This is a genomic window from Streptomyces sp. NPDC101166 (assembly GCF_044768125.1).
In the GTDB taxonomy this organism is placed as follows: domain Bacteria; phylum Actinomycetota; class Actinomycetes; order Streptomycetales; family Streptomycetaceae; genus Streptomyces.
Window position 1 is genome coordinate 1 of sequence record NZ_JBIWPF010000018.1, and the last position, 13,793, is coordinate 13,793.

11 protein-coding genes and 1 pseudogene are annotated in these 13,793 nt (G+C 72.6%); 9 read left to right on the forward strand and 3 right to left on the reverse strand.

What is annotated here, in order from left to right; all coding sequences use genetic code 11:
- The first annotated feature begins 194 nt into the window (after positions 1-194).
- The gene (locus ACIRS4_RS27935) at positions 195-686 is read left to right on the forward strand and encodes a hypothetical protein (protein ID WP_404201237.1); all 492 of its coding nucleotides are present in this window, start codon (positions 195-197) and stop codon (positions 684-686) included.
- A gap of 18 nt (positions 687-704) precedes the next feature.
- Here the strand turns inward: ACIRS4_RS27935 and ACIRS4_RS27940 are convergent, their stop codons facing one another.
- Entirely contained in the window at positions 705-920 is a 216-nt protein-coding gene (locus tag ACIRS4_RS27940) for a dodecin (protein ID WP_404201239.1), read from the reverse strand.
- Positions 921-1,155: 235 nt separating this feature from the next.
- Here ACIRS4_RS27940 and ACIRS4_RS27945 point away from each other — a divergent pair, with 235 nt between their 5' ends.
- The 3 genes from ACIRS4_RS27945 to ACIRS4_RS27955 all read left to right on the forward strand — a co-directional run bounded on the left by ACIRS4_RS27945 (position 1,156) and on the right by ACIRS4_RS27955 (position 4,474).
- Entirely contained in the window at positions 1,156-2,628 is a 1,473-nt protein-coding gene (locus ACIRS4_RS27945) for a sugar transferase (protein WP_404201241.1), read from the forward strand.
- Between the two features lie 143 nt (positions 2,629-2,771).
- Positions 2,772-3,350: a DapH/DapD/GlmU-related protein gene (locus ACIRS4_RS27950; protein WP_404201243.1), complete on the forward strand. Its 579-nt coding sequence runs from the start codon at positions 2,772-2,774 to the stop codon at positions 3,348-3,350.
- A complete protein-coding gene (locus ACIRS4_RS27955) occupies positions 3,347-4,474 on the forward strand; it encodes a glycosyltransferase (protein WP_404201245.1) in 1,128 nt (375 codons plus the stop codon). The genes ACIRS4_RS27950 and ACIRS4_RS27955 overlap by 4 nt, the downstream gene beginning before the upstream one ends.
- A 75-nt stretch (positions 4,475-4,549) precedes the next feature.
- On the opposite strand, the gene ACIRS4_RS27960 is transcribed toward ACIRS4_RS27955, so the two are convergent.
- On the reverse strand, positions 4,550-5,749 hold the full coding sequence (locus ACIRS4_RS27960; protein WP_404201247.1) for a glycosyltransferase family 4 protein: 1,200 nt from the start codon (positions 5,747-5,749) through the stop codon (positions 4,550-4,552).
- A gap of 41 nt (positions 5,750-5,790) precedes the next feature.
- Positions 5,791-6,771: an NAD-dependent epimerase/dehydratase family protein gene (locus tag ACIRS4_RS27965; RefSeq protein ID WP_404201249.1), complete on the reverse strand. Its 981-nt coding sequence runs from the start codon at positions 6,769-6,771 to the stop codon at positions 5,791-5,793.
- A gap of 259 nt (positions 6,772-7,030) precedes the next feature.
- On the opposite strand from ACIRS4_RS27965, the gene ACIRS4_RS27970 reads away from it, so the two are divergent.
- The 5 genes and pseudogenes from ACIRS4_RS27970 to ACIRS4_RS27990 all read left to right on the forward strand — a co-directional run.
- Complete coding sequence (locus ACIRS4_RS27970) at positions 7,031-8,524, forward strand: hypothetical protein (RefSeq protein ID WP_404201251.1); 1,494 nt, start codon at positions 7,031-7,033, stop codon at positions 8,522-8,524.
- Entirely contained in the window at positions 8,521-10,101 is a 1,581-nt protein-coding gene (locus ACIRS4_RS27975; protein ID WP_404201253.1) for a hypothetical protein, read from the forward strand. The genes ACIRS4_RS27970 and ACIRS4_RS27975 overlap by 4 nt, the downstream gene beginning before the upstream one ends.
- Entirely contained in the window at positions 10,098-11,645 is a 1,548-nt protein-coding gene (locus ACIRS4_RS27980; protein ID WP_404201255.1) for a lipopolysaccharide biosynthesis protein, read from the forward strand. Before ACIRS4_RS27975 ends, ACIRS4_RS27980 begins: the two co-directional genes overlap by 4 nt.
- Positions 11,646-11,730: 85 nt before the next feature.
- Positions 11,731-13,362 carry a fibronectin type III domain-containing protein gene (locus tag ACIRS4_RS27985; protein ID WP_404201257.1) on the forward strand — a complete coding sequence of 544 codons (1,632 nt, stop codon included), beginning with the start codon at positions 11,731-11,733 and terminating at the stop codon, positions 13,360-13,362.
- Positions 13,359-13,790: pseudogene (locus tag ACIRS4_RS27990) on the forward strand (adenylyltransferase/cytidyltransferase family protein); the annotation flags it as partial. The gene ACIRS4_RS27985 and the pseudogene ACIRS4_RS27990, both read left to right, overlap by 4 nt.
- Between the last annotated feature and the right edge of the window lie 3 nt (positions 13,791-13,793).

Genomic DNA, 13,793 nt, shown 5'->3' on the forward strand with positions numbered 1-13,793 from the left:
TGGCTCGCGACGCCTGGCACGCGCGCTCGCCGCGTTGTCGGGATCGCCCTCGTACGCCCAGTACGAGGGCGACCCTCCGCCTTGCGATCGCACGCACCAGCCGCCGCGAGCCCCGCCCTCCGGGCGGACGACGCTACTTTCGAAACACGCCCTAGAGCTCCGAACAGAAGTGGAGCCCGGCTTAGGGTGGTGGGGTGACCGACAGCAGTGACCGGCCGCTCGCCGTGTTCGATCTGGACAACACCCTCGCCGACACCTCCCACCGGCAGCGGTTCCTGGAGCGCCGGCCGCGTGACTGGAACGCCTTCTTCGCGGCCGCGCCGCAGGACCCGCCGATCCCTCAGGGGGTCGCGCTGGCGGTGGAGAGCGCGCGGGAGTGCGAGGTCGTCTATCTCACCGGCCGGCCCGAGCGCTGCCGGCGGGACACGCTGGAGTGGCTGGCCCGGGAGGGGCTGCCGGACGGACGCCTGTTCATGCGGCGCAACGACGACCGCCGGCCCGCCCGCCGTACCAAGCTGGACGTTCTGCGCAGGCTGGGCCGCGACCGCGAGGTGCGGTTCCTGGTGGACGACGACGAGCTGGTGTGCGACGACGCCGAACGGGCCGGCTTCGCCGTCGTCCGGGCCCGCTGGACGCTCCCCTCGGTGACGCTGCGTGTGGCGCAGGAGCGGGAGGGGCGCACCTGAGCCGCCCCGCCCCGGGCGTCAGTCCGAGCCCTCCAGGCGGAAGCCGAGCTTCAGTCCCACCTGCCAGTGGGCGATGTCGCCGTCCTCGATCTGCCCCCGCACCTGGGTCACCTCGAACCAGTCCAGGTTGCGCAGGGTCTGCGAGGCCCGGGTGACCCCGTTGCGGATCGCCTGGTCCACGCCGTCCGGCGATGTGCCGACGATCTCCGTGACCCGGTAGGTGTGGTTCGACATCGGGTGCTCCTCTCGACGACTGCGAGTGCGACTGCGGCTGTCACCACCGTGCCCCAAGTCGCCCGGGAGCGCGAGACGTCGGCCCTTCGCGTCAGCCACGCAGAGTGAGGTCCTTAAAGCCCGATATTCCTATGTATCGGATGATATAAGGATCACGATGTCAGGGTGCGACTGCGCGCGTCGACGGTCCGCGCGCTCCCACCCGCTCTCCGTGACTGGGGGTTTGAAGGAGACCATGCGGCGATTCAGAATCGCGATGTCCCGGCAGGCGCCGGTACCTGTGGCGCCCCGCCCCGTCCACCGGGAGGAGACACGGGCGCGCTGGTACGTCCCCCTCTCGGTCTGCGTGGACTTCCTCGGCGCGGCGCTGCCGGTCGCCGCGACGATCGTGGAGGTCCAGGAGCCCCACCCGCTGCGCCTCGCGGCCGCCGCGGCCCTGCTGTGGCCGTTCATCGGGGTGGTGAGCAAGCGGTACACCCCTGCGGCCTGGGGCGACGGAGGCGGCCTCAGGGCGGTGATACGGGACTGGCTCGTCCTGGTCGGCGCCCTGGCGACACTCCGTGTGGTCTGCGGACTGGGCAGCGTGCCCGCCGAGGCGTTCACGGCGCTGATCCCCGCGCTCGTCCTCACCGGCGTCTGTCAGAAGGTGATCCACCGTCATCTGCTCGCCGCCCGCCGGGACGCCCGCGCCCTGCGCCATGTGGTCGTCGTCGGCGAGGCCCCGACGATCGACGCCGTGGTCGAGCAGCTCGCCCAGCGCACCGACCACGAGTACGTGATCGTCGGGGCCTGCCCGGTCGGCGACGGCGAGGTCCGCTCCGGCGTGCCGGTGTGCGTACGGCTGCCCTGCGAGGCCCCCGAGACGCCCGACGCGGACGCCGCGGTCGTCCTCGCGGCGGCCGACGAGCTGGCGGCCGACCTGGTCTTCGTGGCGCCGGGCCGGCACATGTCCGGCGAGCGCGTACGCCGGCTGTCCTGGATGCTGCACGACCAGGGGCGCTCCCTGATGGTCCTCCCCGGCATCGTCGAGGTCGCCCGCCGGCGCGTGCGGCTCACCTCGGCCGCGGGACTCACTTTGCTGCACATCGCCCCGCCCCCGCGCGGCGGCGTGCACACCGTGATGAAGTCGGCCGTCGACCGGCTGGGCGCACTCGCGCTGATCGCCCTGCTCTCGCCGCTGCTCGTCGTGCTGGCGCTCGCCGTCCGGCTCGGCTCGCCCGGCCCGGTCCTCTACCGGCAGACCCGCGTCGGCCGGAACACCGAGCCGTTCCCCATGTGGAAGTTCCGCACGATGGTCGTCGACGCGGACCGCCTCAAGATCGGTCTGGAGGCGGAGAACGAGAACGACGGGCACATGTTCAAGATGCGCCGCGACCCCCGCGTCACCCCCGTCGGGCGGGTGCTGCGCCGCTACTCGCTGGACGAGCTGCCCCAGCTGTTCAACATCCTCTTCGGCCACATGTCCCTGGTCGGCCCCCGCCCGCCGTTGCCCGAGGAGGTCGTCAAGTACAACAACGTCGAGATGCGCCGGCTGAGCATCAAGCCGGGGCTCACCGGTCTGTGGCAGGTGAGCGGACGCTCGGACCTCTCCTGGCGCGAGACGGTCGCCCTCGACCTGCGCTACGTCGACAACTGGTCGCTGTCCGGGGACATGAACGTCATGGCCCGCACCCTGCGCGCCGTGCTGGACGGCCAGGGCGCCTACTGAAAGCCGGATGTGGCCCCGCCGGGGCCACATCCGCCATCCGGGCAAGTCTGCCGCCAACACGCGGCCATCGCGGGTGATCCCTCCCGGGGGGCGTGAAGGATCGCGGACGTGGACGTCTTGGGCCCCCGGAAAGGGACACCGTCATGGCACACACCGAGCCACCCGCGCCGCGCTCACTGCGCGGCTTCACCGGCGCCGGATACGACAAGGGGCGCCCGACGGCGTACCAGGCCGCCTGGTACGCCGCCTCCCATCTGCTCTTCACCAAGTGGTGGTTCCCGGCCCGCTGGCGGCCGCGCCTGCTGCGCGCCTTCGGCGCCCGGGTCGGGGAGCGGGTGCTGATCCGCCGGGGGGTGCGGATCCACTGGCCGTGGAAACTGAACGTCGGCGACGACGTGTGGATCGGCGAGGACGCCTGGATCCTCAACCTCGAACCGGTCACCATCGGCAGCGACTGCTGCGTCTCGCAGGGCGCGCTGCTGTGCACCGGAAGCCATCTGCGCCGCTCGGCCACCTTCGAGTTCGACAACCGGCCCGTGCGGCTGGAGCCGGGCAGCTGGGTCGCCGCCCGGGCGGTCGTGCTGCGCGGCGTCACGGTCGGCCGGGGCGCGGTGGTGGGCGCCGGCGCGGTCGCCCACCGTGACCTCGCCCCCGGTTCGGTCCTCGCCGCCGCCTCCTCCGCGACCGCTGCCTCCGCCCCCGTCGAGGGGGTCGCGTCATGAGGCTCGTCCACGTGGTCACCCTGGTCAGCGACGACGGGGCCTTCGGCGGCCCCACGAGCGTGGCCGTCGCACAGCTCCAGGAGTGCGCCGCCCGCGGCCACGACGTCACGCTGGTCTCGCTGTGGCGGGGCCGCGAGCGCGCCGCCTCGCACATCGGCGCCGTCCCCTTCGTCTCCCGCCCGGCCCGCTCCCTCGTACCGAGCCGAGGGCTGCTCGGCATGATGCACCCGCTGCTGGTGCGCGACCTGTGGCGGGCCGTGGGCCGCGCCGACACGGTCCACCTGCACACCGGACGCGACCTCGTCTCCCTCGCCGCGCTCGCCGTGGCCCGGCTGCGGCGCGCCGACTTCGTCGCCCAGACCCACGGCATGGTCGAGCCGCGCGCCGGCCGCGCCGCACGGCTCTTCGACCGCCTCTACGTGCCGTTGCTGCGCCGCGCCCGCTGCTGTCTGGTGCTGACCGACCGTGAACGGCGGGCTCTGGGCGAGGTGTTGGGACCGGACGGGCCTCCGCTGCTGTCCCTGCCCAACGGACTGCGCACCTCGGCCGACGAGGCCGCACGGCGTCCCCGGGAGGGGCACCGGGTGATCTTCCTCGCCCGGCTGCACCCCCGTAAACGCCCCGAGGCGTTCGTCGAGATGGCCGCCCTGGTCCACAAGGAGGTCCCCGAGGCCCGCTTCACGCTCCACGGCGCGGACGAGGGCTCGCTCCCGGTCGTGAACAGGCTCATCGCGGAACGGGGGTTGACCGACGTCGTCACCTACGGCGGCGCGCTCGACCACGCCGCGGCGATCGAGGCCTACCGCGCGGCGGCCGTCTACGTCCTGCCGAGCGTGCACGAGCCGTTTCCCATGACGGTGCTCGAGGCCCTCGCCGAGGGAACTCCCGTCGTATGCACGGACAGCAGCGGGATCGCCGCCGAACTGGAGCGCCGTGAGGCCGCGTTGGTCACCGACGGCAGCCCCGAGTCACTGGCCGACGCGGTGGCCGCGCTGCTCCTCGACGAGGACCTGCGCCGCCGTCTGGCGGACGCCGGCCGCCGCGCGATCGACGAGGTCTTCTCCATCCGTGCCGTGGTGGACCGCCTCGAAGGCGTCTACGGCGACCGGCCGCGACGCCGGTGACACACGCGGGCTGCCGGCCCCTCAGGTCCGTCCCAGGTCCGTGAGGGGCCGGCAGCCCGATCGCGCGCGGCCGGTTCAGCGCGCCGAAGTGAGGTGCACCGAGCGGAGGATGTCCTCGAAGCGGGACGCGCAGTCCTCCAGGGCGAACTCCCGCTCGGCGAGGGCGCGGCTCTCCTTGCCCAGCGCCTCGGCCCGTGCCGGATCGGCCAGGACGTCCCGCACCCAGGCGCAGGCGTCGTCGAGCGAGGACTCCTCCGGCGCGAACACCGCCGAGCCCGCCTGCCGCAGCAGGTGCGCGGCCAGGTTGTCGGCGGGCATCAGACCGAGCACCGGCCGCCCGGCGCACAGGTACGACAGCGTCTTGGACGGCACGGAGAACTCGCCGGCGTCCGCCGCCAGCAGCACGACCAGCACGTCGCCCGAGCCCAGCACCTCGGGCAGCCGCGCGTAGGGCTGGAAGGGCAGCAGGGTCAGCTCCACGCCGCGGGCGGCGGCGGCCTCCCGGAGAACGGGCACCGCCGGGCCGTCGTTGACGACGACCAGCCGCACCGGTGTGCCCTCCTCCCGCAGCCGCTCGGCCAGCCGCACCAGCAGCACCGGGTTGTGCTTGAGACCCAGCGTCCCCGAGTACAGCACCGTGCGCACCCCGTCGAGGCCGTGTTCGGCGGACCAGGCGTTGGCCCGCTCCACCGGGACGATCTCGTCCAGCGGCGCCCAGTTGGGGATGACGGTGACCTTGCCGGCGGTGCCCCACTCCTCGTGGACCCGCACGAACGAATCGGCGATCACCACGATCGCCGCCGCCCGGCGCGCCGCCCACTTCTCGCCCGCCCCGAAGACCCGCGCGGCCACGCCCATCGCCCGTGCGACGTCGGCGGCGGCGAAGTTGCGCAGCGCCACCGCCGTCACGTCCTGGTGCCACAGCACCCACGGGACGCCCATCCGCCGCAGCACCGCCGCCGCCGTCACCAGCACCGGGATGGGCAGGTTGGACAGCATCGCCACATCAGGCTTCTCGCGCCGCACCTGACGCGCCAGTTCGAAACCGAGCAGGGTCTCCTGGCGCAGCCGGCGGAAGTAGGCCTGCTTGCGCAGCGCCGTGCCGTCGCCGATGGTGACGAAGCGCAGGCCCGGGGTGTCCGAGACGAGGTCGCCCTTCCCCGAGACGTACGCCGTGCACGTCGAGTGGACGACGTCGTGACCGCGGCGCGCCAGCTCCCGGCTCAGCTGGGCCTGGAACGGATGGCCGCTGTAGTCGTGGACGAGGATCCTCATCGGCTTTTCTCCGCCGCCTTTCTCGTCGGTGTCGGCGCGCGTCACTGGTGGGAGCGCTTGACCTGGTCGTAGACCCAGGCGTAGGTCTTCTCCAGGCCGTCGGCGAGGGTCACGGACGGTTCCCAGCCGTGGATCTCGCGGATCAGGGTGTTGTCGGAGTTGCGGCCGCGCACGCCCTGCGGGGCGTCGAGCCGGTAGGTGCGCTCGCAGCGGACGCCGGCGATCTCCTCGACGATGTCGACGAGCTGATTGATCGTCACCAGTTCCGACGAGCCGAGGTTGACCGGGACGCCGCTGTCGCCGTTGAGGATCATCTGGCTGCCGTGGACGCAGTCGTCGATGTACATGAAGGAACGGCTCTGCTGTCCGTCGCCCCAGATCTCCAGCCGGTGCTCCCCGGAGACGGCCGCCTCGGCCACCTTGCGGCACACCGCGGCCGGCGCCTTCTCCCGGCCGCCCGTCCAGGTGCCGTGCGGGCCGTAGACGTTGTGGTAGCGGGCCACACGGGTGACGAAGCCGAAGTCCTCCGTGTAGTGGCGGCACATCCGCTCGGAGAACAGCTTCTCCCAGCCGTAGCCGTCCTCCGGCTGCGCCGGGTAGGCGTCCTCCTCGCGCAGCGCGGTGAGGTTCGGGTCGGTCTGCTTGGCGGCGGCGTACACGCAGGCGGAGGAGGAGTAGAAGTAGCGCTCCACACCGGCCTCGTGCGCGGCCTGGAGCATATGGGTGCTGGTGAGCACCGACATCATGCAGGCGGCCTTGTTGTTCTCGATGAAGCCCATGCCGCCCATGTCGGCGGCCAGCATGTACACCGTGCGGGCGCCCTCGACGGCGGCGCGCGCGCTGTCGAGGAGCGACAGGTCGGCGACCGTGTTCTCGGCGCCCTCGTGGGCCTGGTACCACTCGTGGCGGGGCTTGATGTCGACGGAGCGGACGGTCAGCCCCTGGGCGAGGAGATCGCTCACGAGATGACCACCGATGAATCCGCCGCCTCCGGCGACGACGACGTCGACCTGCTTGCTCATGCGCGCAACTCCTTTGAGGACACCGGGATGTGATGGGTGATCAGGCGGTGACACCTGCGCGATAAGTTATGCAGATTTGTCATGATTTTAGACAATTGGCGCGCCGCCGGAGCGCCCGCAATCACCCGATGACTCTGTTCGGGGACAACCGCGCCGAAGTGGATGTCTCGTGCGCGCCTGGGCGGAATAGCGAGGTATGGGCGCTATATATCTTTCAGTGATGTTTCAGCCTGAATACTCGCTCGGCAGAGAGGTCGGGATGCAGGACGCTCGCGTCCGCAGTGTGGCTGCGGTCTCCCTCTGGGCCGTGGTGCTGACCGTGCTGCTGCCGGGGCTGATCCTCCAGGCGCAGCCCGCGCGGATGTCGGTCGCCCTCGCCCTCCAAGCCGTCGTCGTGGTCCACGCCGGCGGCGCGCTCGCCCGGGTGCTCACCGCGCCCACGGTGCGACTCGTCGCCTTCGGCTTCTGGGTCTTCGCCTACATCTGGCTCGGTCTCGCACCGGTGGCGATGCTCGCCGCCGACGTCTACCCCTGGCCCTACCGCAGCGGCGAGCGCACCGCCGTCGCCGCCGTGGCCGTCGTCGAACTCGGTCTCCTCGCCTACAGTGCGGGCACCTCCTTCGCCGCCCGGCGGGAGAAGAACCTGGCCGCCCGCCCGGTCCCCGTCCCGCCGGGACTCCTGGAACGCGTGCTCTCCCGCCGGATCGCCCCCTGGCGGCTGCTGACGCTGTGCGCGCTCGCCCTCGTCGGCGCGGTCCTGCTGATCTCGGCCCAACCCGGCCGGCTGGCCGCCTACTTCACCAGCCGCCAGGCGATCACCGAGGTCGGCGCCGCGAGCGCCGGACAGGACGCCTTCATGCAGTCCCTGATCAGCTGGTCGCTGTCCGTGCCCGCCTTCTGGGCGCTGCTCGGACTGCTGCGCATCCCGCGCGCCCCCGGCGGCGACCGGTGGCTGCGCGGTGTGCGCTGGCTGCTGCTGCCGGCGCTGATCGCGCTCAACGTCGTCGTCAACAACCCCATCAGCAAACCCCGGTTCTGGGCCGGCATGGTCGTGCTCGCCCTGGTGTTCACCGTCCCCGAACTGACGCGGCTGCGCGCCTTCCGCGTCACCGCGGCCGGTCTGCTCGCCGCCCTGCTGTTCGTCTTCCCCTACAGCGACTACTTCCGCTACAGCGACCGCGAGGAGGTCGCCGTCGTCTCCCTCGCCGAGCAGTTCACCGGCAACGGCGACTACGACGCCTTCCAGCAGGTGCAGACCGGCCTCGACTACGCGGGGGAGTACGGCTTCTCCCCCCAGGACGTGCTCGGCCCGCCCCTGTTCATGGTCCCCCGCTCGATGTGGCCCGGGAAGCCGGACGACACCGGCAAGACGCTGGCGGAGTACGCGGGATACGACTTCCTCAACCTCTCCGCCCCCCTGTGGGTCGAGAGCTACCTGTGGGGCGGCCCGCTCGCGGTGGTGATCGTGTTCTGCCTGTTCGGCGCGGCCGGACGCCGGGTGGACGACATCCGTCACCGGCTGCGCGAGCGGCGGGGCACCGTCGCCGCGCTGCTGATCCCGGCCTTCGCCTTCTACCAGATGGTCTTCCTGCGCGGCAGCCTGCTCGGCATCGCGGGCCCGCTGACGCTGCTGGTGGTCATCCCGCTGCTCATCAGCACCCCCACCGCCCGGGCATCCCGGCTTCCCTCATCGGCGGTGCCGAGCGCACCCATCCGTCAAGCATCGATCCCCGGAACAGGAGGGCACCCGTGACCGGCCCCATCCATCTCGACGACCGGTACGACGAGCCGGACCAGCTACGCGACCAACTGCGCCGGCTCCTGCGCCACCGAGGCCTGATCTCGCTGGGCGTCCTCCTGGGACTGGCCGGCGGCGCGGCCCTGTCCATGGAACGCGCCCACACCTACTCCTCCACCAGCGAGGTCCTCGTACGCTCGACCGCCGACCCCTTCGGCTCGGTCGGCGTCTCCGCGGACAACCAGGTCAGCATGAGCACCGAGCAGCGGATCGCGTCCAGCGCGGCCGTCGCCCAGCGTGCCGCCCGCGTCCTGGGCCGGTCCGCGAGCGACGCCGGCACGCTCGGCGCCCGGCTGCGGGTCACCAACCCGCAGAAGTCCCAGGTGCTGCGCTTCGAGTTCACCGCCCGCGCCCCCGAGCGCGCGGCACGCGGAGCCAACGCGTTCGCCGAGGCCTACCTCGCCGACCGCAAGTCGCGCAACGAGGCCACCGTGCAACGCGCCACCGAGGCCCTGGACCAGCAGATCGCCGTGCTGAACCAGCGGCTGGCGAAGGAGCAGCTGGACAAGGCGACGGCCAAGCCCGCCGCCCAGAACCAGCTCTACAACCTGCAAAAGCGCGTCCTGGACATCCGCTCCCGCGACACCGACGGCGGCGACGTCGTCCGCCGGGCCGCCGTCCCGGTCATGCCCGCCGGGCCCGGTCTGCGGACCCTGCTCGGACTCGGGCTGGCCTGCGGTCTCCTTCTCGGCATCGTGCTCGCCTGGGTGCGCTCCGCACTGGACACCCGCGTCCGGTCGGTGGGCGAGGTGCAGGCCGCCCTGCGCGCCCCGGTCCTCGGCATCCTGCCCTCCGGCGACGCGGGCAACGACGCGCTGCTGACCGTCGGCCGCTCCGGCGGCGCCCGCACCGAGGCCTACCGGGCCCTGGCCTTCCGGCTGCGGCAGCAAGGCGGCCACTCCGGCCCCGGCCAGGTCCTCGTCGTGTCGCCCCGGCGCGGCGGCGCCGTCGAGGAGGTGGGCGCCAACCTGGCCGCCGCCCTCGCCGAGAACGGCGACGACGTGCTGCTGCTGGACGCCGCCCCCGACACCTCCGGCCTCGCCGGCCACCTGCCGCTGATGCCCTACGAGGCGCCCACCCTGGAGGAGGCGTTCCTGCCCGCCGGGAGCGTCCTCGTCGACACCGACGTCGCCGGCCGGCTCGCCTTCTCCTCCAGCGGCGTCACCTCGCCGCGCACCCGGCGGATCACCACGGCCGAGTCCGGCCGCCTCACCGAGCCCGACTCCTCGACCGTCGTCGTCGCCGGTCCCTTCCTCGCCCAGGCCGACGCACTCGCCATCGCCCAGCGCGTCGACGGCGTCATCGTCGTCGTCAACCTCGACCGCACCCGCCGCGACGAGCTCAAGCAGGTGCAGGAACTGGTCGAGTGCTCCGGCGGACGGCTCCTCGGCGCCGTCCTCGACGCCGGTCGCACGCACCGGCGGCTGCGCGTCCTGCGCCGCCGCCCGAAGTACGCCCCCGCGTCGCCCGTCGACGCCTCCTCCATGGAACTCCCCGCACAGGACGGCGCGCTCACGGCCTCCCGCCGATGACCGCCCCCGAAGCGACCGCGACCGCCCGCTCCGGGGCCACGGCCCCGAGCGGGGTGGCCGCGGCCGCCCGGGGCGGATGGTGGGGGATGGCCGGCTCCCTCGGCAACGCCGTCTTCTCCTTCCTCCTCGTCGGCCTGATCACCCGGGCCGTCGGGGCGAGCGGGGCGGGAGCCGTCTTCGCCGGCGTCGCCCTGTTCACCATCCTCAGCAACACCTGCAAGCTCGGCGCCGACACCGGGCTCGTCCGCTTCATCCCCCGTGACCTGGCCGTCGACGACGGCCGCTCGGTGGGCGCGCTGCTGCGCACGGCCGTCCTGCCGGCGGCCGTGGCCTCCACCGCGGCCGCCGTCCCGCTGGTGCTCTCGCCCACGGTCGCCACCACGCTGCTGCCCGACCTCTCCCCGGCGGACGCCGTGGCCCTGATGCGCCTGTTCGGCCTCTTCCTGCCGGCCGCCACCGTCGGCATGATCCTGCTCGGCGCCACCCGCGGCTACGGCACCGTGGTGCCCTTCGTCGGCGTGGAGCAGATCGGCAAACCGGTGCTGCGCATGCTGCTCGCCGTCCCCGTGGCCTTCCTCGCGCCCGGGCTGCTCTCCCTGGCCGCCGCCTGGCTGCTGCCCACCCTGGCGGGCTTCGCGGCCGCCTGGGTCACCCTGCGCCGCTGCCGCGCCGCCCACCCCGCCCCGCCGCCCCGCACCGGCCCCCGGGCCACGGTGTCCTGGCGGGCCTTCTGGGGTTTCGCCGCGCCCCGCGCGGTCTCCTCCGTCTTCGACATCAGCGCCGTCTGGGTCGGCGTGCTGCTGCTGTCGGCCATGACCACCGCCGACGAGGCCGGGGTGTACACCGCCATCGGACGCGTCGTCACCGCCTGCACCCTCGTCCAGCTCGCCGTCCGGCTCGCCGTCGCCCCCGAGATCAGCCGGTTGCTCGCCGTCGACGACGTGGCCGAGGCGCAGCATCTGCACCGCGTCTCCACCGGCTGGATCGTCCTCTTCTCCTGGCCCCTGTTCCTGCTCGTGGCCGGCTTCCCCCGCACCGTACTGTCCGTCTTCGGGCCGGAGTTCGCCGTCGGCGCGCCCGCCCTGGCGGTGCTGTGCGCCGCCTCCATGGTCAACGTGGCGGTCGGCAACGCCCAGACCGTGCTGCTGATGGCGGGCCGCAGCACCTGGCATCTGGCCGTCACCGCCGCGGCGTTCGGCGTGCAGCTCGCCGTCGGCCTGCTCGCCGTGCCGGCCTGGGGCGTGCTCGGCGCCGCCGTGTCCTGGGGCGCGGCCATCGTCGTGGAGAACGTGACGGCCGCCGTGCTCGTCCGCCGCAGGCTGGGCTTCACCACCGTGGACGGCGGCTACACCAACGCCGTCGTCATCGGAATGGTCGTCTCCGTGGCCGCGGGCACCGGACGGATGGCGGCAGGTGACACCCCGTCAGGACTCGCCGTGGGGATGGTCTTGGGAATGTGTGTATTTGCTACTACTTTGTGGCGTTATCGGACGTCGCTGAGGGTGAGCGAACTGGTCGGAGTGCTGCGCCGCCGCGCCGCATGAGACCGGACACGGTCGCACCGTCCGGACGGACCCAGCGGCGCCGTTCCCCTCGTACCACTCACACCACTGCCATCCGGGGTTCCCCTTGCACCTGAGAAAGCTCCGTACGAAACCGGTCAACCGGGCCGCCGCCGTCACGGTCCTCGCCTGCACCACCGCGCTGCTGGACGTCTCCCTCGCCGTGGCCGCCGACATCACGCCCCCGGTCTCCGCCGACCTGCTGGACACCTGGCAGACCGACGGCATCGTCTGGTCGATGGCCGCCGCGAACGGTGTCGTCTACGTCGGCGGAACCTTCGACTCGGTGCGCCCGCCGGGATCCGCGCCCGGCCAGGGCGAGGTGCCCCGCCACAACTTCGCCGCGTTCGACTCCAGGACCGGCCGACTCCTGCCCTGCGCCCCCCAGTTCACCGGCCTCGGCCGCACCGTGCGGGCCATGAAGGTCTCCCCCGACAGCAAGGTGCTGTATGTCGGCGGCTCCTTCAACAAGGTCGGCTCCACGGAGGCGAACAGCGCCGTGGCCTTCAACACGGCGGGCTGCGGCCTGCGCAAGGACTTCCGGCCGGCGGTGTCGGCCACGGTGCGCGCCATCGACGCCACCGACCGCACGGTCTACCTCGGCGGCGACTTCGGACGCGTCAACAACGAGGTCAGGAACCGGATCGCGGCCGTCACCACCAAGGGCGCGCTGCTGCCCTTCAAGGCCCAGATCGACCAGCCGGTGCGCGCGCTGTCGGCCGCGACCTCGCACGGCCGGATCTTCGTCGGCGGCGACTTCGAGTCCGTCAACGGCCGGCCCGCCCGCTCGCTGGTCGCCCTGGACGCCGCCACCGGCAAGACGCTGCTCGCCTACCCGGGCTGGTTCCCCTACCAGTCGTCGGTGAAGGCGATCGCCCGCGACAAGACCCGCTTCTACGTGGGCGCCGAGGGCCACGGACCGGGCATCTTCGACGGCCGGATCGCGGGACTCCTCGCCAACGGCACCATGGTGTGGAAGGACACCTGCCGCGGCGCGACCCAGGCTCTGATGCCCTGGAAGGGCATCCTCTTCAGTGCCTCCCACGCGCACGACTGCAACGCGACGCCGGGCGGCTTCCCCGAGCGCGGCGACCGTCAGCACCTGCTCGCCCAGTCGCTGAACGACCGGCGCATCCTGCACTGGTTCCCCGACACCAACGACGGCCTCGGCGAGCAGGTCGGCCCGCGCGCCCTGGCGGTGTCGAAGGGCCACCTGTGGGTCGGCGGCGAGTTCACCCGGGTCAACGACAAGCCGCAGCAGGGCATCGCCCGCTTCGGCTCCCGTGACACCGGCGCGCCGGCGGTCCCCAACCTCGCCGTGTCCGACATCGACCCCGGCCGGATCACCCTCACCTGGCTCACCGCGTGGGACCGGGACGACGCCTCGCTGACGTACCGCGTCTACCGGGACGGCAAGCTCGTCGGCCGCAAGACGCAGGCCTCCACCTACTGGGACCGGCCGCGGCTGACCTACACCGACACGGTCGGCGACGGCGCCGCCCACAAGTACACGATCGAGGTGACGGACGGCACGAACACCTCGGCCAAGTCCCGCACGGTGTCCGCGACCGCGCCCAAGCCCGCGCAGCGGGCGGCGGCAGGCCCGTCGCAGAACGCCCCGGACGAGACCGCCACGCAGGACGAGGCGTCCGCACCGGGTGAGCCGGCCGTCGCGGACGAGGCCGGTGAGACCCGATGACACGCATCGGATTCGCGCCCGGCGTCTACGACCTCTTCCACATCGGGCACCTCAACATCCTGCGGGAGGCCCGCCGGCACTGCGACCGCCTGGTCGCGGGGGTCACCTCCGACGACCTGACCGTGCGGCTCAAGGGCAAGGTCCCGGTCGTCCCGCTCGCCGAGCGCGTCGACATCGTCCGCAGCGTGCGCTACGTCGACGAGGTCGTCGTGGAGTCCGAGGTCGACAAGCTGAAGACGTGGAAGCGGCTCGGCTTCCACGTCATCTTCAAGGGCGACGACTGGCAGGGGACGCCCAAGTGGGAGGAGTACGAGCGCCGTTTCGCGCAGGTCGGAGTGGAGGTCGTCTACTTCCCGTACACCGCGCACACCTCCAGCACCCTGCTGCGCGGAGCGCTGAAACTGCTCTCCGCGCACGAGCCGCCGGCCCTT